Origin of the sequence: Thiocapsa sp. UBA6158, assembly GCF_002423035.1 — a bacterium.
GTDB lineage: Bacteria > Pseudomonadota > Gammaproteobacteria > Chromatiales > Chromatiaceae > Thiocapsa.
Genome location: NZ_DIUM01000122.1, coordinates 1 through 21050 on the forward strand (window position 1 = coordinate 1; position 21050 = coordinate 21050).

At 66.5% G+C, this 21050-nt stretch carries 14 protein-coding genes and 1 pseudogene; 4 read left to right on the plus strand and 11 right to left on the minus strand.

Going from position 1 to position 21050, the window contains the following annotated elements; all coding sequences use genetic code 11:
• Positions 1–242: 242 nt before the first annotated feature.
• The 3 genes from cls to B4N44_RS16580 form a co-directional block, all read right to left on the minus strand.
• Positions 243–1697 carry a cardiolipin synthase gene (gene cls, locus B4N44_RS16570; RefSeq protein ID WP_296703124.1) on the minus strand — a complete coding sequence of 485 codons (1455 nt, stop codon included), beginning with the start codon at positions 1695–1697 and terminating at the stop codon, positions 243–245.
• Positions 1698–1814: 117 nt separating this feature from the next.
• Positions 1815–3071 carry a hypothetical protein gene (locus tag B4N44_RS16575; RefSeq protein ID WP_296703125.1) on the minus strand — a complete coding sequence of 419 codons (1257 nt, stop codon included), beginning with the start codon at positions 3069–3071 and terminating at the stop codon, positions 1815–1817.
• Positions 3068–3412, minus strand: coding sequence for a hypothetical protein (locus B4N44_RS16580; RefSeq protein ID WP_296703128.1), 345 nt, complete (start codon positions 3410–3412; stop codon positions 3068–3070). Before B4N44_RS16580 ends, B4N44_RS16575 begins: the two co-directional genes overlap by 4 nt.
• Before the next feature lie 239 nt (positions 3413–3651).
• Here B4N44_RS16580 and B4N44_RS16585 point away from each other — a divergent pair, with 239 nt between their 5' ends.
• Positions 3652–4410: a GNAT family N-acetyltransferase gene (locus B4N44_RS16585; RefSeq protein WP_296703130.1), complete on the plus strand. Its 759-nt coding sequence runs from the start codon at positions 3652–3654 to the stop codon at positions 4408–4410.
• Between the two features lie 135 nt (positions 4411–4545).
• The gene (locus tag B4N44_RS16590) at positions 4546–5100 is read left to right on the plus strand and encodes a gamma carbonic anhydrase family protein (RefSeq protein ID WP_296703133.1); all 555 of its coding nucleotides are present in this window, start codon (positions 4546–4548) and stop codon (positions 5098–5100) included.
• A gap of 22 nt (positions 5101–5122) precedes the next feature.
• Here B4N44_RS16590 and B4N44_RS16595 read toward each other — a convergent pair whose 3' ends face one another.
• The 3 genes from B4N44_RS16595 to B4N44_RS16605 form a co-directional block, all read right to left on the minus strand.
• Positions 5123–6091 (minus strand): transglutaminase family protein, encoded by a 969-nt coding sequence (locus B4N44_RS16595; protein WP_296703135.1) that lies wholly within the window; start codon positions 6089–6091, stop codon positions 5123–5125.
• Positions 6088–8676 carry a circularly permuted type 2 ATP-grasp protein gene (locus B4N44_RS16600; RefSeq protein ID WP_296703138.1) on the minus strand — a complete coding sequence of 863 codons (2589 nt, stop codon included), beginning with the start codon at positions 8674–8676 and terminating at the stop codon, positions 6088–6090. Before B4N44_RS16600 ends, B4N44_RS16595 begins: the two co-directional genes overlap by 4 nt.
• A gap of 77 nt (positions 8677–8753) precedes the next feature.
• On the minus strand, positions 8754–11618 hold the full coding sequence (locus B4N44_RS16605; protein WP_296703140.1) for an EAL domain-containing protein: 2865 nt from the start codon (positions 11616–11618) through the stop codon (positions 8754–8756).
• Between the two features lie 360 nt (positions 11619–11978).
• Between B4N44_RS16605 and B4N44_RS16610 the strand changes: the two genes are divergently transcribed.
• The gene (locus tag B4N44_RS16610) at positions 11979–14744 is read left to right on the plus strand and encodes an AMP-binding protein (protein WP_296703141.1); all 2766 of its coding nucleotides are present in this window, start codon (positions 11979–11981) and stop codon (positions 14742–14744) included.
• A gap of 3 nt (positions 14745–14747) precedes the next feature.
• On the opposite strand, the pseudogene B4N44_RS16615 reads toward B4N44_RS16610, so the two are convergent.
• The 5 genes and pseudogenes from B4N44_RS16615 to amrB all read right to left on the minus strand — a co-directional run bounded on the left by B4N44_RS16615 (position 14748) and on the right by amrB (position 19712).
• Positions 14748–15030, minus strand: a pseudogene (locus B4N44_RS16615) (DUF1640 domain-containing protein).
• Between the two features lie 69 nt (positions 15031–15099).
• On the minus strand, positions 15100–15906 hold the full coding sequence (locus tag B4N44_RS16620) for a hypothetical protein (RefSeq protein WP_296703143.1): 807 nt from the start codon (positions 15904–15906) through the stop codon (positions 15100–15102).
• On the minus strand, positions 15903–18338 hold the full coding sequence (locus B4N44_RS16625; protein ID WP_296703146.1) for a Lon protease family protein: 2436 nt from the start codon (positions 18336–18338) through the stop codon (positions 15903–15905). The genes B4N44_RS16620 and B4N44_RS16625 overlap by 4 nt, the downstream gene beginning before the upstream one ends.
• Positions 18335–18940 carry an AmmeMemoRadiSam system protein A gene (gene amrA, locus B4N44_RS16630; protein ID WP_296703148.1) on the minus strand — a complete coding sequence of 202 codons (606 nt, stop codon included), beginning with the start codon at positions 18938–18940 and terminating at the stop codon, positions 18335–18337. The genes B4N44_RS16625 and amrA overlap by 4 nt, the downstream gene beginning before the upstream one ends.
• Entirely contained in the window at positions 18927–19712 is a 786-nt protein-coding gene (gene amrB / locus B4N44_RS16635; protein WP_296703151.1) for an AmmeMemoRadiSam system protein B, read from the minus strand. The genes amrA and amrB overlap by 14 nt, the downstream gene beginning before the upstream one ends.
• Before the next feature lie 195 nt (positions 19713–19907).
• Here amrB and amrS point away from each other — a divergent pair, with 195 nt between their 5' ends.
• Positions 19908–21005, plus strand: a complete 1098-nt coding sequence (gene amrS, locus B4N44_RS16640; protein WP_296703152.1) for an AmmeMemoRadiSam system radical SAM enzyme — start codon at positions 19908–19910, stop codon at positions 21003–21005.
• The last annotated feature ends 45 nt before the right edge of the window (positions 21006–21050 follow it).

The following is a 21050-nucleotide window of genomic DNA, read 5'->3' on the forward strand; positions in this document are numbered from 1 at the left end:
CGCCTGAACCGCCGCTTCGATCTGCCCTCGCTGGTCGGGCGACTCCTCCATGCCAGCGTCCGCACCCCGCCCAGCCCCGAGAAATGGCTGCGCCAGGGCGCCGTCCGCACGGCGTGAAATGACCTGGCTGAGGAACGACGCTAATCACCTTCTAGTATTCTAAACCGCACCGACTCCAACGGTCGTTAAGTCTGCCGGGGCCGATCCCATCCAAGAACACCGCATGGCGCGCCGGGCGCGGTTTAGAGAATCGGCCCCAGCATGGCGATGCTGTTGTTCAGGAGTCGCCGTCCCGGCCCCCAAGCCGCGACCGTCTTGGCGTCGACGGGGCGGGATCGGGCGATATAGCTGTCCTGGCGCTCGCGCATGGTCGCCGTGAGCGTCGGATCGTAGACCAGGATGTTGTTCTCGAAGTTCAGCTCGAAGCTGCGCCGGTCCATGTTGGCCGAGCCGATCAGGGTGATCGCCCCGTCCAGCGTCAATGACTTGGTGTGCAGGAGTCCGCCTTCGAACTCGAAGATCCGTACCCCGGCGGCGAGCAGATCGGCGTAATAGCTCCGGCTGGTCGCGCCCACGACGAACGAATCGTTGCGGGCCGGAAAGACGATGCTGGTCTTCACACCCCGATAGGCCGCCCCGCAAAGTGCGCTCTGCATGGCTTCGTCGGGGACATAGTAAGGTGTCGAAATCACCAGCTCCTTGCGTGCGCTGTAGATCAAGGACGCGAAGAGCTCGGGCATCGCCGAGGCGCGCACCGTCGGCCCGGTGCCGATCACCTGCGCCGCGAATCCCTCGCTCCCCGCCTGCACGGGACGGCGCAGCAGTGCGTCGATCCCGTCGTCCACATGCGCCAGCCAATCGCTCGCGAACAGGATCTGATTCTGGCGTGCGATCGGTCCCTCGAAGCGCATCATGGCGTCGACCCAGGGGGCATATTTGGCCTTGATGCGGAACTCGGGATCGGCGCAGTTCTGGCTGCCGCAATAGGTGATGCTGTCGTCGATCACCAGGATCTTGCGGTGGTTGCGCAGGTCGATGCGGCCTCCGAGCGGGCGCAGCAAGGGGTTGATGATCGGCAGCGCGCGCGCCAGGTGAACGCCCGCGTCGGCCATCCGCTTCCAATGGATCGAACGGATCAGCCGGCGCGAGCCCAGATCGTCCGCCATGGCGCGACAGGTGACGCCGCGCTCGGCCGCACGCTCCAAGGCCGCGACCATCGACAGCCCGTTGTTGTCGGGTAGCCAGATATAGAAGTTCAGGTGGACGTGATCGGTTGCGGCGTCGATGTCCGCGACCATGGCGTCGATCGCGGCGTTGGAGTCCGCCATCAGGGTCGCCCGGTTTCCGCCGACCGGGGCAAAGCCGCTGATGGATGCCCCGAGTCGAAAGAGGTGGCGATAGGTGTCCGGGATCTCGGGCGGCGCGAGCTTGCGGTCGAAATCATTCGCAAACTCGGGAACCTGCGAAAAGATACGGCGCATGCGCTCGCCGCGATGTCGCCCGAGATTGACCTCTCCGAGCAGGAGATAAGCGACTGCCCCGACCACAGGAACCGCCAGGATGACCACCACCCAAGCGATCCGGGACGCCGGCTGCCGATTCGGCCGCAACAGCACACGCACGACCAGTCCGACTTGGATGAACAGATGCAGGAGGAGGATGATCATGGATTCGGCCTTGTCGGAAGACTCGGGCATCGTGATTTCATCAAGGTGCAGGGTACGCGAAGAGCGCCCCGGGGCTCCAGCCTGAAAAGCACGTCGCAACGCTCTGGTTGCCATGAAGACCCGCCGTCGGCGAGCCTGCGCGTCCCCTCAGCTCGGCGGCTCGCGAAACAGAGGGCGTGTATCGATCCGGCCGTCGATCAGGGTGATCATGCGCCGATAGGCGGTACTCTGCGCCTCGCCGAAGTCGGCTTTGAAGTTACGCTCGGAGAGGCCCTCGGGTAGGCCATCGATCGGCGGCATGAAATCGTTCTCGCTCATACCGCGACGGGCGAACATCCGCAGCGCGCGGGCGTCCGTCGGATTGCCCGTGGCGAGTTGGGCAAAACGCACGCCCGCGCGATTGGCGGCGAGGTCCGCGAAGCTGTAGCCGCTGCCGCGCTTGGCGTCGCTGGCCTCCTTGAGGAGACCCACCAGATTCGACAGCATCCCGCCGCCCTTCGCGGCCAGGGCGGCCGACGTCATGAAATGCTGTGCGAGATCGCGGCGCCCCTGCAGCAGTACCGCATCTCGACGAGGTCGGTTTGCCGGTGCGCCCGTGACGCCTCGGTCGGGCAGGCCCTTGCCGTTCACATAGGCGGCGAGCACCAGGATGACGGCGCGATTGCGCGCGATCGGGTCGGCATCGGGCTGCGTGGCCGGGGTCATGGCGGGTTCCACGCTCAGCAGGTGCGAGAGCAGATCGGCGAGCTCGATCGGTCGACGGGCTGGTCGGGTCTCGATATAGGCGGCCAGGGCCGCCTGGTAGCCGAGCATGCGATCGAGCTCGATCCGCGGGACCAGACCGCTGCCGATATCCTCCAGGATGCCGTCTCGCCAGGCATAGCTGACCTGGATGCGGTCGGCCTCCAAACGCACCTGCTCCACGACATCCGCGTGATCGAGTGCCGTGACGAAGCGCCCGACGAGCGACTGAAACAGCCCGACCGGGAGCGGGAGACCGGCAAGACGCGCCTGCTCCACACGCGGCAGAGGCGCGTCTTGCACCAAGGCCAGCTCAAGGTTGACGAAGCTGTGCTGCGGATCCCAGGGCAGTGCGAGGGAGGCCGAGAGTCGCGCGCGACCGTCCTCCAGTGCGACGTGCGCGCGCCCTTCGCCGAGGAGATCGACCAGATGGTTTGCGAGCAGGTTGGCCTCTGTCTGCGAGAGCGTCAGTACGGCTTGCTCGCCTTCGCGCAGACCCCGCGGCCGATTGGCGGCGAGCCAGCCTCTGGCCCAGGTGCGCTGCGTCTCGGTCAAGGTCGTATCTTGGGGCACGCGCGGAGCGCGATCGAAGACCAAGACGGCGCCGAGACCGATCGCCGCGATCAGGAGCAGACCGATGCTCCAGCGGAGGAGTCCGATCATCCGAGGATCAACCCGAGCCTGCCGACGGGACCCGGGTGCAGTGCGGCGGAGGTGTCGCCGAAGGTTTCGGTCCAGAGCCCGATTCCCATCACCAGGAAGGCCACGGCCAAGGCGATACAGGCGAGTGCCGCGATCAGGGTCGCGATCTCGGCGCCTTGGCTGCGGCGGTGCTTGAAGCCCCAAAAGGCGCCGGCGGCGGTGATCAGAAAACCGAACTCGCCGATGAAGAGTCGGGTGAGCAAGGGCATCCCGCGGCCCGGGCCTTCGCCCAACCCAAGCACGAGCGCGAGGACCAAGCCGAGGCCCGCCGCAGCCCAGGTGAAAGGGAATCGTTTGCTCATGCGCGTCCTCGCCTCTGCGTCTTCCGAGACGCCTATTGTGCATGATCCCGGGCGCAGGTGGGCTTTCGCCTCCGACCGGGTATGCACTGTCGTCTTGGCGGTCTGGATTGAACCATTGCTGCGCACCGCCATCTTATGTTGCAGTGCACAAAAAGCGGCTCGGATGTCCGGTATCGGTCGCGAAGATCGGCCGGGAGGCCCGGCCGGGTCGGTGCGTCGAGAATCCGGAGAACCTGGCCATGAGTTTCAGTATCGAATGTGCCCGCAGACGAGCCTCGCCCGGCGGGGAGGCCGTGCGTCTGAAGGACGGTACCTATTGTCGGATTCGTCCGATCGACGGAGACGATCCTGCGATCGTCACCGCCTGTTTCGAGGGTCTTTCGGATGCGTCGCGCCGATTACGGTTTTTCGGTGCGAAGCGCGTCTTGACCGAAGCGGATCTGGCGTATTTGACAGGTGCGGACGGGCGCGACCATCTCGCCTTCGCGGCGGTCCGCCGGTCTGTATCGGGAGAGAACGCCGATGTACTCGGCATGGCTCGGTGCATCCGCACCACGCCCGCATCGGAGACGGCGGAGCTGGCGATGGCCGTCGTGGATCGGGTCCAAGGCAACGGCGTGGGGGCCGCTTTGCTGGAGCATTTGATCGCCGAGGCGCGGGAGCAGGGGATTCGCCGTTTCCGCTGCGAGGTCCTCGCCGACAACGAAGGGATGCGCGCTCTGGCCAAACGGCTCGGGGGGCATGCGGTTTGGTTGGACGACGGCACGCTCGAGTATCACTGCGGGCTTCCCGAGGCCGTGCCGATCCACGGGGATTCGGAGCTGTCTCGGTCCCGGGAGCCGGGTGCCCGGTCCACCCCGGAACACCTTCCCCGGCCGAGCGCGCGTCCGGTGCCGGGTGCATGGGTCAGCTCATGGGAGCGCGCGGCCAATGTCTCGATCGCCTTCTTCGAGACCGCGGCCCTGGCCTGGTTCGATCATCCCAGATCCGGCAGTTGAACGGCCTTCACCCAACCGGTGAGCCCTCGGAGGAGCGCGATCGTCAAGACCGTCGAGACCGTGCATGCAGCACGAAGCGGCCAACTGCCGGATCTGGGATCATGTCATACCGAGTCGAATCCAAAGCCGATAGCCATGATGCACATCCGTTCGTTCGAAGAGAAGCATCCGATGATCGATGCGACCGCTTGGGTCGACGAGACCGCGGTCGTGATCGGCGAGGTGACGCTCGGCGCGGGTGCGTCCGTCTGGCCCGGATGCGTGATCCGCGGGGACATCCATCGCATCGAGATCGGCGCACGGACCAACATTCAGGACGGGAGCGTTCTGCATGTCTCGCACGACAGCCGCTTCATGCCCGGAGGGGCGCCGCTGATCGTTCACGAGGATGTCACCGTCGGTCATCAGGTGGTCCTGCACGGGTGCGAGATCCGGCATCACTGTCTGATCGGAATCGGTGCTCGGGTGCTCGATCGTGCGGTGCTCGAGCCCTTCACGTTGCTCGGTGCCGGATCTTTGGTGACGCCGGGTCAGGTCCTGGAGGGCGGCTGGCTTTGGCTCGGTGCGCCGGCGCGTCGGGTGCGGGCGCTGACGGATCGCGAGCGCGCGTATCTCGAGTATGCGGCGGAGAATTATGTGCGGCTGGCTGCCCGGTATCGGGCTGAATCGACCGCCGCGTCGACGAAATAGGCCGGCAGCGGACAGGCGGAATTCATCCACTCTGCGACTGGGACGACGGAGCCGATGCCGGAGGCTGGGGGCTGGCGGTCGGTGGCTCCTCGACATCGGATGCCTCGCTGCCCTCAGGCGGCACGCGATTCACATCCACAGCCACCCGCAGCTCGTGGGATCCCCCGCCGTAGAAGATCCCGCGCAACGGCGTGACGTCCTGAAAATCGCGACCGACGGCGGTCGTGATGTGCTGCTCGCCGGGGATCTGATCGTTGGTGGGGTCGAAATCGATCCAGCCCAGATTGGGAATGAGCACCGAAAACCAGGCATGCGAGGCGTCGGCGCCTTGGAGCTTGACCTGGCCCGGCGGCGGGAGTGTTTCCAGATAGCCGCTGACATAGCGGGTCGCGAGTCCGAGTCCGCGCAGACCGGCGATCGCGACGTGTGCAAAATCCTGACAGACACCCTTGCGCTGCTCCATCACCTCGGCAAGCGGTGTGGCGATGGTCGTGGAGGTCGGGTCGTAGACGAAGTCGCGATAGATGCGTCCCATCAGCTCGATCGTCGCCTCCAGGATCGGGCGCCCCGGTGCGAAGGATTCGGCGGCGTAGGCGCGCGCGTCGGCATCCGGCGGCACGAGCGGCGAGGGGAGGGTAAAGATCCGCAGGTTGGTCATGGGCTCGTCGTAGCGATCGTGCAAGCGATCGACGATCCGCTCCCAAGGCTGCGTCGCCTCGGGCTTCGGCAAGGTCGGGGCGAGTACTTCGACCTCGCTCTGGGCGCGCACCTCGAGTGCATCGTGGGCCTGCTGGATCGAAAAATAACTCACCCGGTTGCCGAAGAAATCCTCGTGCTCGCGATGAACGGCAGGCCAGGGATCGACCCGGATATGACTGGACAGACAGCGCTGGCGCGCCGTCTGGGGTGGCTTCAGATGCGCGATGCTGTGGCACAGCGAGACCGGCTCGGCATATTCGTAGCGGGTGACGTGATTGATCCGAAGTCTCACGAGTCGCTCCGCGCTGCGGCTCGGCGCAAGAGGCTGTGCGGCTGCTCTTCGTGCCTGAAATACTGGGCCGTGATGGCGTCCGAGATGGCGGCGCTTTGTCGATCCAGATCGGCCAGCATGGCGGCGAGCGCGGCGCGGCGTGCGCCTGCCTTGTCCGGTTGGACCAGGGTGTCGATTTCGGCAAGGCGGATGCCGGTGAGACCCTTGAGGACGTGCTTCTCGACCGCCGTTCGCCCGACGGTCATGTCGGCGCGCGGCAGCTCGGAGATCAGACGTTCGAGCTGCACGAGCTGATAGGCGAGGGCGCGCGGGTTGCCCTCGTCCTGAAAGACCAGGTCCAGGAGTGCGCCGATCCGGGTGCCGGCGCGATAGCGTCGGCGGTAGGTGATGAGGCTGTCGGTCACGCCCAGAACCGCCTCGATGACCATGTTTTCGTCCTGCTCGCCGGCGATCGGAACCAACATCGACCGCAGGAGGCTCGCGGTGGAGGAAGCGCGCTCGAGACGGCGTCCGATCTCGAGGAAGTGCCAGCCTTCGTTGTGGGTCATGTTCTCCTGGGTCAGTGCCGAGAAGGCCACCAACGAGGTGATCAGGGGATCCAGCTCGTCGAGCGCGAGCGAGAGCTGACCGGGTGGTTCATGGGTGAGATTGCCGAGATGCGCCTCGATGTCGCTCACGATGCGCCAGGTGTCGGCGGAGAGACGGTCGCGGACCGAGTAGGCGGCTTGCCCCAGGGCCTGGAGCGTTTGCGGGAGACCGCCCAGGCGTGCCGGATCGGAGATGAGCGAGAGCATTTCGGGCACGGGATTGCGCAGACGCTCGGCCGCGCCGGCCCCGATGAAGCCGGGGAACGACTGGGTCTGATTGGTCAGCGCCTCCATGAGCGAGCGCAGACAGCAGGAGTCGCCCGTCGAGGCGGCATAATCGCTGCGCTCGGAGAGCTTGAAGATGGTGATCCGCAGCAGCCGCACCAGCCCCTCGGCACGCTCGGCATAGCGACCGATCCAGAAGAGATTGTCGGCGACCCGACTGGAGACCTCGCTCTCCTGCGTGACCGCGGGCGTGTGCATCTCGGTCGTAACCAGCAGGCTTTCCTGGCGCTCGGGCTCGGAGGCGACGACCCAGACGTCCTTCGCCAGCCCGCCGAGCTGGTTGGAGTTCAGCGCGGCATCGCTGGTCGGGGTGACCCGCCCGAGTCCGCCGGGCATGACCGCGTAGCCCTCCTCCTCGGCGGTCAAAAAGGTCCGCAGCACGCTGGGCCTGGGTTCGAGGTGCCGGCCGATCAGCGCAGGCGCGCTCGATGGATTCACCCGTTCCTGCGCGATGTAGCTGTCGGGGCGTTCCCGGATGGCCTGGAGCAGCGCTGCGCGGGCGGGCGCATCCATGGTGTCGGGGAAGAGGCAACGCTGACCGCGGCCTTTGTTCAGGGGCTTGATGACGAGCTGATCGAGACGGTCCGAAACCTGGACCAGCGACTCCGGATCGCCGCACCACCAGGTCGGAATATCCGGGATCTGCAGCTCCTCGCCGAGCAGCTCTCGGCACAGACTCGGCAGAAAGGTCGGGAGCGCCGGGTGCTCGAGGATGCCGCTTCCCAACGCGTTGGCGATCACCAGGTTGCCGGCACGCACGGCCTGGACCAAACCCGGCACGCCGAGGAAGGAGTCTTCGCGCAGTTCCAGCGGGTCGCACCAGCTGTCGTCGACGCGCCGCAGGACGGCATCGATGCGCTCGAGCCGGCCGAGTGTCCTCAGCCAGAGCGCCCCGTCGCGCACCGAGAGATCCCCGCCCTGCACGAGCGTGAAACCGAGATAGTTGGCCAGATAGGCGTGCTCGAAATAGGCCTCGTTCTCCGGCCCCGGGGTGAGGACGACCACGCGCGCATGCTCGGCACGTCGGGGAGCCAGGCGCGTCAAGGTGCGCCGGATCGAGCGGAAGAACCCGGCGAGGCGATGCACATGCGAGTCGCGGAACATGCTGGGCAGCACGCGCGAGAGGACGACGCGGTTCTCGAGCGCATAGCCGAACCCGAGCGGACTCTGTGTGCGGTCGCCAATGATCCGCCAGTGACCGTCCGGCGTGCGGGTCAGATCGGCCGCATACTGGATCAAGGGGCGATGGCCTGCGACCTCCACACCGTGACAGGGGAGCAGAAACTTGGGGCTGGCGTCGAACAGATCAGCCGGCAAGAGACCGCTGCGGATCAGCTTGCGGGGCCCGTAGAGGTCGAGCAGGATCTGATTGAGCAGGTCGGCACGCTGAATCAATCCACGCTCGAGCTCGGCCCATTCCTCGCTGCGAATGAGCAGCGGCAGCAGATCCAACTCCCAGGGGCGGGACATGCCCCGCGGCTCGGCGTTGAGATTGTAGGTGACGCCGTTGTCGCGGACCATGCGGGTCGCCTCGCGCCAACGTGCCTCGATGCCGCTCGGCCCGAGCGTGCGCAAGGCATCGAGAACGTATTGCCAGTGCGGGCGCACCTCGCCCTCGGCCGTGCGCATCTCGTCGTAGCGCTCGGGTAAGGGCGTATAGGCATCGACCAAACCCGACTGCTCGAGTAAGGGTGCCAGGTCGGGGACAGACATGGGCCTGGGCTCTTTCCGGGACATTGGGTCTGGATTAGACACGTCATGCCCGGGTGTCGCAAGGTGCGATTAGACCGTCACCCGAGGGTGAGGCGAGGCTCCACGGGTGCGTCGTGCGGGGGGGGCGAGACTTGGAGCAGACAGCTCTCGTAACGGGGCGTCGTCAGCGGCGGGGCGAAAAGGTCGCCCTGCGCCTCCAGACAGCCGATGTTGAGCAGGATGAAACGCTGGCGGTCGTCGCGCACCCCGTCTGCGGTGACGTCGATGTCCAGTGCTTGGGCCATGGCGATCAGGGACTGGACAACAGCCAGATCGTCCGGCGAGTCCGTCATGGCGTCCACGAGGCTGCGATGAATCGTAAGCCTGCGGATTGGAAGCCGCCGCAGAACCGACGGCGCAAGCCAGCTCGTGCCGACCTCGTTTAGGGTCACGCCCACGCCGAGTCGGTGCAATCCGTCCAGGACCTCGCGGGCCTGCTCCGGGTGCTTGAACAGGAGTGACTCGGTGAAGCTCAGCTCGAGGCGCGCGGGGTCGATTGCGTTGGTGCTGAGCAGCCGCTCGAGTGACCCGACCAGATCGAAACGCGTCAGCTGGGTCTCCGAGATGCTCACGGCAAGGATCCCGATCGGCGTTCCTCCGAGGCTCCAGTCCCGCAACTGACGGCATGCCTCGGCGAGGATCCACTGACCCAGGTCGACTGTCATGCCGCCGGATTCGGCCAACGCCAAGAGCCGTTCGTGCCCGACCAGCCCCAACTCGGGTTGGTGCCAGCGCACCCGAACCTCGGGGCCCGGCCAACGCCCCGTCTCCAGATGCACGCGCGGCTGAAAGAGCAGGTCGAATTCGCCTGTCTCGAGCCCGACACGCAGCATGTCGGTCAGGCGCTGACGCGCTGTCGATGCGTCGGCCGGCGGTTTGGAATAGATCCGGAAGCCGTCGCGTCCGCCTTGCTTGACGTTGCCGAGCGCCGTTGCAGCATGCTCGAGCATGACCTCGCTGTCGTTGCCCGCGCAGGCTTCCAAGGCGATCCCCATGCTCATGGTGACGAAGACTTGATGTCCGCGCACCGTCATCGGGGCCCGCAGGGCCGAGCGCACGCGTTGCGCGATCTCCTGCGCCTCCGTGGGGGTTTGAATCCCCTCGAAGAGAAGCCCGAACTGGTTTCCGCTCAGGCGTGCCAGGGTATCGGCGGGGCGAATGGTCTCGCGCAGGCGCAGCGCGACGGCACGCAGCAGCTCGTCGCCGATCTGGTGACCGAGACTCGCGTTGATGTTCGCGAAACGATCGAGGTCGAGCAAGAAGAGCGCAACCGGCGTGTGATTGCGCCGCGCCGGGTCCATCGCGTAAGCCAGGCGCGAGTCGAACAACAGGCGGTTGGGCAGTTTGGTCAAGGGGTCGTAGTGGGCAAGAAACTCGACGTGCTTCGGGCCGTTGGCGGCGGCGAGGCGCTCGGCGAAGACGCCGACGAAATTGGTCACCTTGCCGCGGCCATCCAGGACGCGGCGGATATGCAGTTTCTGCAGATAGATCTCCCCGTCCTTGCGGCGGTTCCAGATGTCGCCCTCCCAGACTCCTTGCTTGATCAGCCGACGCCACATGCGGGTGAAGAAGCTCTTGGTGTGCCAATGGGAGTTGAGCAGGCTGGGCTTGCGCCCGAGGACCTCGGCTTCCGCATAGCCCGTGATCCGGCTGAAGGCTGCGTTGACGGCGACGATCCGCCCGGCGGCGTCGGTCATCAGGACGCCGTCCGAGGTGGCGGCGTAGACGACCGCGGATTGCAGCAGACGCCGCTCGTAGTCCCGCACGCTGGTCACGTCGCGGAGGTTGACGACGATACCCGTCACCTTGTCCCGATCGTCGCGATGGGGAAAGAGTCTGACCTCGGACTCGCGCACCTGACCGTCCGGGCCGATCTCGCGGATGTCGTCGACGACCGGGTGTCCCCCGTCGAGACAGCGCCCGAGGTTGCGATACACGAGATCGCTGAGCGGACCCTGACCCTCGACCTCCTGCAAAGGACGCCCGACGGCACTCTCCCGGGTTCGTTCGATCGCCGTCAGGAAGGCCGCGTTCGCGGCGAGCAGGCAGCAGCCGCGGTCGAGGAAGGCGATGCGATCGGGAGATGCGGAGACGATGTCGTAGTAGCGTGCCAGTGCCTCCTCGGCGGCACGGCGTTGGGTGATGTCCAGGACGACGCCGGAGAGCTTGGCTGCGCCGTCCGAGCCCGCGGGCTCGAGGCGGCCGGCGCTCTCCGCCCAACGCAGCGTCCCGTCGGGGCGGATGATGCGATGGCGAAAGCGGAAGGGGTCGGCGGTCTCGATGGCCTGACGCACGCTGGCTCTTGCCCGTTCGCGCTCGTCGGGATGGATCTGCAGCAGTACCGCATCCAGGGTGATGTCCGTGTCGGGCGCGAAGCCCCAGATGTCGTACCAGGTGCGCGAGGCCAGGATGCGACCCGTCGCGAGGTCGATCTCCCAGTCGGCGACCCCCGCGAAGGCCTGCGCCTCGTCTCCGGGGCGCTCCGACTGAACCGTGCTGCTCGCGACGGCCCGCTGCTCGATGACGATGCCCAGCACGTACGCAGCGGGCGCCTCGCCGGGAGCGAGGCGCGAGAAGTGTATGAGTGTACCGATGCGGTGACCCTCGCGGGTCCGCAGATGCACGGTTTGGGTCGTCTCGGCCTCGCCCGTGGCCAGAAAGTCGCCGACTCGGGATGCGTCTGCCTCTTCGAGCAGATCTCCGAACGCGAGATCCGTCGGCAAGCCCTGAGGGTAATCCAAGAGGGCCGAGAAGACTCGGGTCGCTGCCGCGACGCGTTGATTTGCGTCGAGCACGACGGCACCGCAGGGCAGTGCATCGAGCAGTCTACCGAGATCGACGGCACCTTGCGGCGTGGAGTCGACACGCGTGGTGTGCTCCTCGGTCGGTTGAAATCTGTGCATGCGCGGTGACGGCTCGAAATGCGATGGCGGTGATTCTGCAATGATAAGCGCGAAACGAGGTAGGGTCATCGTCGCCCTTCACCTTCTCGGAGCGCTCGCCGGCGGCTTATGCTCGCGTGGTTGTCCTGTAAGGCTTAAGATCCAAACTGCGTCCAGAGCGAGATGCTCACGTTCGAGTGAGTTCGACCTTTGGTGCATCCGCGGCCCTTAGCGGGAACGCGGGTCAAGATAATTTATTTTTTAATCGCTTAAACCGCGCCGTCTCCAGCGGTCGTCAACACTGCCGGGGCCGATCCCATCCAAAAACAGCGCATCCCGCACTGTGCGCGGTTTAAGGCTTTCGAGGATCCGGAATCGTCCATGAGGCTACCGACGCAGGACGACGAGCGCGCCGAGCGACTGAAATCGATCCTGTTGGCCTTTGCGCGCGAGTCTCGCGTACCCGACCTGCCGCACGGGATCGATCTGGATACACGGCTGGAGGCAGACCTTGGGTTCGATAGCCTGAGTCGCTCCGAGCTGATCGCGCGGGTCGAGAAGGGTCTCGGGGTGAGACTCGCGGAACAGGCGCTCTTGGCGCCGACTGCCCGAGACTTTTTGGCCTTGCTGCTCGGGGTGTCGGAGAGCGGTCCCGTTGCCGGGTTCACTGTCGCTCCCGAGCGGACAGACGAGGGTCATCCGGTCTCTGCCGCGACCCTTTTGGATGTCCTGGATCGCCACCTGCAAGATCACCCGGACCGTGTCCACATCCTCTACGAAGGGTCGGAGGCGGGGGCGCAGCCGATCAGTTATCGGTCGCTCGCCGAGGGTGCCGCACGGGTGGCCGCGCGTCTGCAGGCCGCCGGATTGCGCCCCGGCGCGACCGTGGCCCTGATGCTTCCGACAGGGCCGGACTACTTCTACAGTTTCTTCGGCGTCCTCATGGCCGGCGGCGTCCCGGTGCCCATCTACCCGCCGAGCCGACCTCAGCAGATCGAGGAGCACCTGCGTCGCCACGCCCGGATCCTCGACAACGCCGGTGCGGCCTTTCTGATCACGGTCCCCGAGGCGCGGGCCATCGGCCGTGTCCTGCGGGTTCAGGTCCGCTCGCTGCGCGGCATCGTGACGCTCGAGGGTCTGGAGCAGGAGACCCCGAGCGAGACGCGGACCCGTCCCGCGACCGATGACATCGCCTTTCTCCAATACACCTCCGGCAGTACCGGTGACCCCAAGGGTGTTGTCCTCACGCATGCGGATCTGCTCGCGAACATCCGCGCCATGGGCGAGGTCGTGCAGGTTGCGCCGGACGACGTCTTCGTGAGCTGGCTCCCGCTCTATCACGATATGGGGCTGATCGGTGCGTGGCTCGGCAGTCTCTACTACGGCATACCCCTGATCTCGATGTCGCCGCTGTCCTTCCTGGCACGTCCGGTGCGCTGGCTGGAGGCAATCCATCGCCATGGCGGGACCCTCTCGGCGGCTCCCAACTTTGCCTACGAGCTTTGTCTGACGCGAATTACCGAGGCCCAGATCGCGGGTCTGGATCTGAGCCGCTGGCGTTGGGCGCTCAACGGCGCCGAGCCCGTGAGTCCTGAAACCTTGCGTCGCTTCGCCGCGCGCTTTGCCCTCGCCGGTCTGCGTGCCGAGGCGCTTGCGCCTGTCTACGGCCTGGCGGAGGCGGCGGTCGGGTTGGCCTTTCCTCCGGCCGGGCGCGGGCCTCGGATCGACTGTATCGATCGCGATCGCTTTGCCCGCGCGGGCTATGCCTTGGCGGTCGATTGCGAGGATCCGCAGGCGATGGAGGTGGTGGCCTGCGGTCGCGCGCTTCCCGGCTATCGGGTGCGCGTGGTCGACGACGCGGGCCACGAGCGGCCGGAGCGGCACGAGGGTCTGCTCGAGTTTCAGGGGCCGTCGGCGACCCGGGGCTACTATCGAAATCCGGCGGCCACGCTGGCGCTGATCCACGACGGCTGGCACGCGACGGGGGATCGCGCCTATCTGGCGGGCGGCGACATCCATCTGACTGGACGTGTGAAAGATCTCATCATCCGCGGCGGGCGCAATCTCTATCCCTACGAGGTCGAGCAAGCGCTCGGCGAGGTCGCCGGCGTGCGCAAGGGCTGCGTGGTCGCCTTCGCGGCGCAAGACCCGGAGCTGGGCAGCGAGCGGCTGGTGATCCTGGCCGAGAGCAAGGAGCGTGATCCGGCGCGGCGTGCCGAGCTGGCCCGGCAGCTGCGCGAGCGCGCGACCGATGTGCTCGGACTGCCGCCGGACGAGCTGCTGCTGGTCCCGCCGCGCGCGGTGCTCAAGACCTCGAGCGGCAAGCTGCGACGCGCCGCCACGCGGGATCGCTATCTCGCCGGCCAACTGTCCGAGCAGGTGCGTCGTCCGGTTTGGCAGTTGATGCGGGCCGCGGGGTCCGGGCTTCGCGCACGGATCCTGATCCTGCCGGGGCAACTCTATGCGGCGTACGCCTGGGCGGTGTTCTACCTGATCGCGCCCTGGTTCTGGATCGGCATCATGGCGAGTCCGAGTCCACGTCTGCGATGGTCGATGGCACGGGTCGGCATCCGGCTCCTGCGCCGGCTGACCTTTGTACGACTCGTCGTCACGGGACGGGAGCATCTACCGCCCGCCGGACACCCCTTTGTTCTGGTCGCCAATCATCAGAGCTATCTCGACGGTCTCGCCTTGGCGGAGGCGCTGGGGCGTCCGATCGGCTTTGTCGCCAAGAGCGAGCTACTCGCGCGGCCGATCGTGGCGGCCTTCATGCGGCGGATGGGCGCGAAATTCGTCGACCGCTTCGATCCGCACGCGGGGAGTGCCGAGTCCGCCCGTATCAACGAGGTGCTGGCCCGCGGCGAGACCCTGGCATTCTTCCCCGAAGGCACCTTCCGCGAGCAACCGGGGCTCTTGCCCTTTCGAATGGGCGCCTTCGCCGCCGCCGCTCAAGCCGGCGTGCCCCTCGTTCCCGTGGTCCTGCGGGGGACGCGCGAGCTGATGCCGGGCGACAGATTCTCGCCCCGTCCCGGGCATGCCGAGGTGCTGATCGGCCCGCCTATCCAGCCCGACGGAGACGATTGGGAAGCCGCGATCGGGCTGCGTGACCGCGCGCGTGCCTGGATTGCGGAGCGTTTGACGGGCTGATTCTCAGAGAAGCTCGACCAGAGCGGCGATCGCGGCGAGCTGGGCGAACATCAGCGGGAGGAGCCACTGGAGTCGATCGACCTTGGAACGCACGATCTCTCCTCGAACCTGCTCGATCTCCTTTTGGAGTCGCAGCTCGGTTTCGCGCAGATGGCCCCGGGTGACCATATCCGGGAGATGTGGATAGCGTTCATCGAGGCGCTCGAAGGCCTCGACGATGACGCGCGCGGGTGCGGTCGTCGGTGGCCGTGGTCAGGGCTGCGTCGAGTGCGACGCTGGACGTCATCGGGCGACTCTGGAGTGCAATCCGGACGGACACAAGTCCGAACGTCGGCGCGCCGGATCGATCCGTGTATCAGCGCCCGATCGCCACCGGACAGCCCAGGGTCTCCAGACTGGTCCAGAGCGAGGCGCGCGTCAGGAGCGGATTGGTCTCGTCGAGGACGAGCAGATCCATGCCGAGGTTCCGGAGCGTCGCTGCGAGACCCGCGGCATCGCTTGCCTCCAGCGACACCAAGCGGGTCTGCTCGCGGACGGGTCCGAGCTGCTCGAGGGCGCGGTTGCGCAGCGTGGCCGCATCCGCGTGGGTCGCGGGCTGCAGGATGACGACGAGACTTGCAGCATGGCGGATCCCCAGCTCCAAGGCGATCGAGAGGACGCGCTTCGACCCCTCGCTCCCGGTGTAGAGCACGCCGACGACGAGACCGCCGAACGTCGTTCTCGGCGCGGTCGGTCGCGGGCGTCGTCGCAGCGGGGCGAAGCGTCCGATGCGCCCCAGTGCAAAGAGCTCCGCATCGAGCCCGGCACCCAGGATCTCGGCCTCGAGATCGCCTCGCCAGACCCGGAACGACGAGACCACACCCAGCTCGCTCGCGGTGCGTTCGAGCCGCTCGCGCACGCCGCGTGCGGCGGCGCGCAGCTCGCGTTCGAGCCTTTCGGCGTCCAGGGCACTCTCGCACAGGGTCGCGATCCGCAGCTCGCGCAGAAAGGGAAGCCGGGCAAGACGCAGCAGCTCGGTGTCTTCGACGAATACGCCCTCCAGCTCGGCATTCAAGGCGGCGGCGATTCCGGCGGCCAACGCCAAGCCCTGCAGGCTGTGCGGGGAGGCGTCCAGTGCGACCGCGATGCGTCGGATCCGTCCGGGCGGATCTGAAGCGCTCATGGCTCGGCGCTCTCCGCCGCTCGGGTCTGGCCGTCCTGCGCATGCAGGGCGCGTAGGCGCTCGGAAAAACCGATGAGGCGCGCCTCGACGCGCGTGTTGACGCTCCCCTCCGGGAAGCCCCCGTCTGAGGCGCGCTCGCCGGCCGGCGTCCCGGTCAGGATCTCGATCCCTTCGTCGATGCTCGCGATCGGGTAGACCGCGAACCGGCCCTGAGCGACCGCCTCGCGCACATCGGCGCGCAGCATCAGATGCTTGACGTTAGAGACCGGGATCAAAACACCCTGACCCTCGACCGGTCCGCGCGCCGCGCAGGTATCGAAGAAGCCCTCGATCTTCTCGTTGACCCCGCCGATCGCCTGGACCTCGCCGAGCTGATTGACCGATCCCGTCACCGCAAGCGACTGGCGGATCGGCAGATCGGCAAGCGCGGAGAGCAGGGCGTAGAGCTCGGCCGAGGAGGCGCTGTCGCCCTCGATGCCGCCGTAGGACTGCTCGAAGACCAGGCTCGCCGAGAGCGACAGCGGATGGTCCAGGGCATAGCGCCCGGCGATGAAGCCTTGGAGGATGAGCACGCCCTTGGAATGGATGGGGCCGCCGAGCTTCACCTCGCGCTCGATGTCGATCAGCTCGCCCTTGCCGAGCCGCACCCGCGCGGTGATCCGGCTGGGGTGTCCGAACGCGAAGCCTCCGAGGCTCATGACCGCGAGCCCGTTGACCTGACCGACCCGTGCCCCGTCGGTTTCGATCAGGATGGTCCCGCGGGTCGTCTCTTCGCGCAGCCGTCGGCTGATGCGGTCGGCGCGCGCGATCTTGGCGTCGATGGCCTGTTGAACATGCGCCGCGGCGACCGTCTCGCAGCCGTCCGCTCCGGCCCAGTAATCGCTCTCGCGCACCAGGTCGCCGATGGAGCGCATGTGACTGGTGAGCCGCTCGTTGTCGTCGGCCAGGCGCGCGCTGTGCTCGATCACCCGAGCGACCGCGCCGCGATCGAAGTGATGCAGCCCGGCCCGTCGCACCTCCGAGGCGATGAAGCGTGCGTAGACCAAATGACTCTCCGGGCCGCGTACGAGCTGGTCTTCGAAATCGACTGCGACCTTGAAGAGCTCGCTGAACTCCGGATCCAGCTCGCAGAGCAGATAATAGACGTGACGCTCGCCGAGCATCACGACCTTCACATCCAGCGGGATCGGCTCGGGCTCGAGCGATAGTGTGCTGATGAGACTGGTGATCTGGGCGAGCGATTCGATGCGGATCTCGGCGGCCTGCAGGAGACGCTTCAAGGTCTCCCAGGCGAAGGGCTGCATCAGCAGCTTGAGTGCATCGACGATCAGATAACCGCCGTTGGCTTGGTGCAGCGCGCCGGCGCGGATCATGGTGAAGTCAGTCTCCAACGCGCCGAGATGGGCGCGGTGCTCGATACGACCGACCAACTGATGATGCGCCGGCAGATCGGCATAGACGACCGGGGCGCCGCCGTTCTTGTCGTGCCCCAAGAGCACGTTGATCCGGTAGCGTTGATGCCAGGGCGGGCCGTCGGGGTTCGGCGGGATCCAGATGCCGAGCATCGGGTGCTGTTTGTCGCTTTCAGGCAGAAACTGGCGAAAGTTTTCGACCACGTCCGCCTGCACCTGTCGCAGATAGGCGACCACGGCGGGAAGTGCGTCGTAGGTCTCGCAGAGGGCCTCGACCAGGCTTTGAGTGGCGGCAGCGGCCATCTCGCGATTGAGCGCTTCGATATGCTCGTCGGAGCGCTTCTTCCAGAGCGGCATCTGGTGCAGGGCCTTGCGCATCTCCGCTTGCAGGCTGTTGATGTCCTCCTCGATCCTGGCGCGGTCCTCGTCGGAGAGGGCGTGAAACTCGTTCGGGCCGAGCGGTTTGCCGTCGCGCACCGGTGCGAGGGTAAAGCCGGTCGGGGTCTGCAGGAGGATGACGTCCTTCTCCTTGGCTAACTCGCGGATCTGGCTCATCGCCTGCTCTTGGCGCTCTTCCAACTCTTCTTCGAGCGCCTGGGTGCGGGTGCGGTACTCGTCGCTTTCGAAAACACCCTGGATCGCGCGGTGCAGATCCTCCACCAACTGGTCCATGTCGCGCTTGAGCTCCGTCCCCTTGCCGGGTGGCAGACGCAGTGCGCGCGGGCGATGCGCGTCTTCGAAATTAAAGACATAGCACCAATCGGGGGGCACGGCCTCATGCTTGGCACGCTCTTGGAGTGCGCTGCGGATCAGTGCGTATTTACCCGTCCCGGACGGCCCCAGCGCGAAGAGGTTGTAGCCCTCGTGACGGATGCCGATACCGAAACGCACGGCCTGAATCGCCCGATCCTGGGCGATCAGGCCGTCGCGGACATCCAGATCGGCGGTGGTCTCGAGTGCGAGCTGCGCAGGGTCGCAATGCCGATAGAGTGCCGAGGATTCGAGTGGTGCAACGCTCATCCGCTGAAGGTCTCCGCGATCGGGGCGCCGAAGGATTCCGTGGTGTAGCGCGAGACCGCGAGGGTCTCGGACCAATACCGCGAGGGCAGACCCGCCTTGTGGCGCAGTTGCTCGAAGAAGTCCGCGGGGTCCGGCAACTGCTCCCAGACCGACGGCAGGAAGGTTCCGCGCCGGCCTTGGTCTTCCAGAATCAGCCCGTCGATGCCGGGCCGGATCTGTCCGAGGAGATCGGACTCCGACCGGAAATGCATCGGCTCGGACGGACTCAGCACCGAGAGATGGATGTCGAGCCTCGACAGCTCCGCACGGGTCAGCGGCGGGAACCGCGGGTCCTCGAAGGCTGCGGCAAAGGCGTTGCGGGCGACGTCGAGGACCAGCGGTCGAGCTGCCTCCAGCACACCGACGCAGCCGCGCAGCACGCCCTGGATCTCCAGCGTCACGAAGGTTGCACGCTCGGCTTGGAGCGCGGCCGGATAGTCGTGCGGATCCGGCTCCAGCGGGTGGCCCTGGTTCAACCCGTGCTCGATCGACTGGGCCGCGACGGCCAACAGCATCCGCCGCTCCTCGGCCCGATAGATGTCATGCGTTTCAGTGGAAGACATAGGCACCGTACCCCACCACCTGGTCGCGCGAGCCGGCGGTGTCGCCCGAGTTGCGCAGGTCCAGCGTGCGGGCCTGCATCCCGCGGCGCCGGGCCACCGCGAGCAGCCCGTTGACCGGGATCCGCCCGCATGCCTGCTCGTATCCGATGTCCTGCGGTCGGAGCGCCTCGATCGCCGCCGAGGTGGCCGTGTCCAACGCTCGGGCGACCGCATCGGCGTGATAGTGGCTGAGGTCCGAGCTGATGACGATCAGGGTCTCGGGACCGCCCCAGAGCAGATCCAGCACCTCCGCGACCTCCTCCGGGTCGGCCTCGCCCACCACGAAGGGGACCAGGCTGAACTGCTCCAAGACCTCCTGCAGGAAGGGCAGTTGGACCTCGAGGCTGTGTTCTTGGGCATGCGCCGCATCCATCAGTCTGACCTGCGGCAGGGTCAGCGCCAGGTCGATCGCGTCACGGTCCAGCTCCACCGGGCCGAGCGGCGTGAGGAAGCGATCCGCGCTGCTCGCGGCAAGACCGCGCAGGGGTACGCGATGCGCCGGACCCAGCAGGACGACCCGGTGCACGCTCGCGCGGACACGGGCCAGGGTGGCATAGGCCGTGGCGGCGATGGGGCCGGAGTAGACATAGCCGGCGTGCGGGACGATCAGTGCTTTGGGGGGCTCGCCGTGCGGACTCGCCTCGGCGAGATAGTCGTCTACCGTCCGCTTGAGCACGCGCGGGTCGTCCGGATAGAAGAGACCGGCCACTGCCGGGCTGCGAGAGAGTGACATCGCTGTTGCCTCCTGACGGATGAGGATCGGCTCGGGACAGGATTCGGGGGAGCGCCGCCTCATACGCAAAGTATAGTCGGCACGGATGACGCGTCCTGCGAAGCGGGCAACCTTTCCCGAGACCCCGAACTCATCCGGGGTTGCAATCGGCCCGGCGTCTTCCACACTGTAAGGTACACCGAGCAGGAGGTTGCGATGAACGGCGAGCTGATCGATCGCGTCGTCCCGACGCGTTACTGGCATGCCTTGGATGACGGTCGCGTCCAGTGTGACCTCTGTCCGCGTTTCTGCCGCATCAAGGAAGGGCAGCGCGGCATGTGCTTCGTGCGGGCCTGCCAAGGCGGGGAGATCGTCCTGACGACCTACGGACGATCATCCGGGTTTTGTATCGATCCCATCGAGAAGAAACCGTTGAACCACTTCCTTCCGGGCACCCCCGTGCTCTCGTTCGGGACCGCCGGCTGCAATTTGACCTGCAAGTTCTGCCAGAACTGGGACATGAGCAAGTCACGCGAGATGGATACGCTCGCCGATGCGGCCGAGCCCGAGACGATCGCACTGGCGGCCGCGTCGCTGGGCTGTCGCAGCGTCGCCTACACCTACAATGACCCGGTGATCTTCCACGAATATGCCATCGACGTGGCCGCGGCGTGCCGCGAGCGCGGGATCAAGTCGGTTGCCGTGACCGCCGGCTACATCTGCCCGGAGCCACGGGTCGAGTTCTTCAAGTGGATGGATGCCGCCAATGTCGACCTCAAAGGCTTCACGGAGGAGTTTTATCACAAGCTCTGCAGCGGTCACCTGCAGCCGGTTTTGGATACGCTGGAATATCTGGTGCGCGAGACCCGGGTCTGGGTCGAGCTGACGACCCTGCTCATTCCCGGGGAGAACGACTCGGATGCCGAGCTGGAGTCCATGATCCAATGGGTGGTCGAGCATCTCGGTCCCGATGTCCCGATGCATTTCACCGCCTTCCATCCCGACTACAAGATGCTCGAGTATCCGTCGACCCCGCTCTCGACCCTGACCCGCGCACGTGCGATCGCGATCAAGAACGGCGTCCGTTACGCCTATACCGGCAACGTCCATGACGAGGACGGCGAGAGCACCTACTGCTACGGCTGCGGGCAGAAGCTCATCGGCCGCAACCGGTATCGGCTGTCGGACTGGAATCTGACCGCGGACGGTCGTTGCAACCGCTGCGGGACGGTTTGCGCCGGCGTCTTCGAGCCGATGCCGGGTCGCTGGGGCGATCGGCGCCGGCCGGTTCGTCTGCGCGATTTCGTCGCCTGAGCGACGGTCGGGCAGAAAGGAGCCCTAGGAGCCTGTCCGACTTGT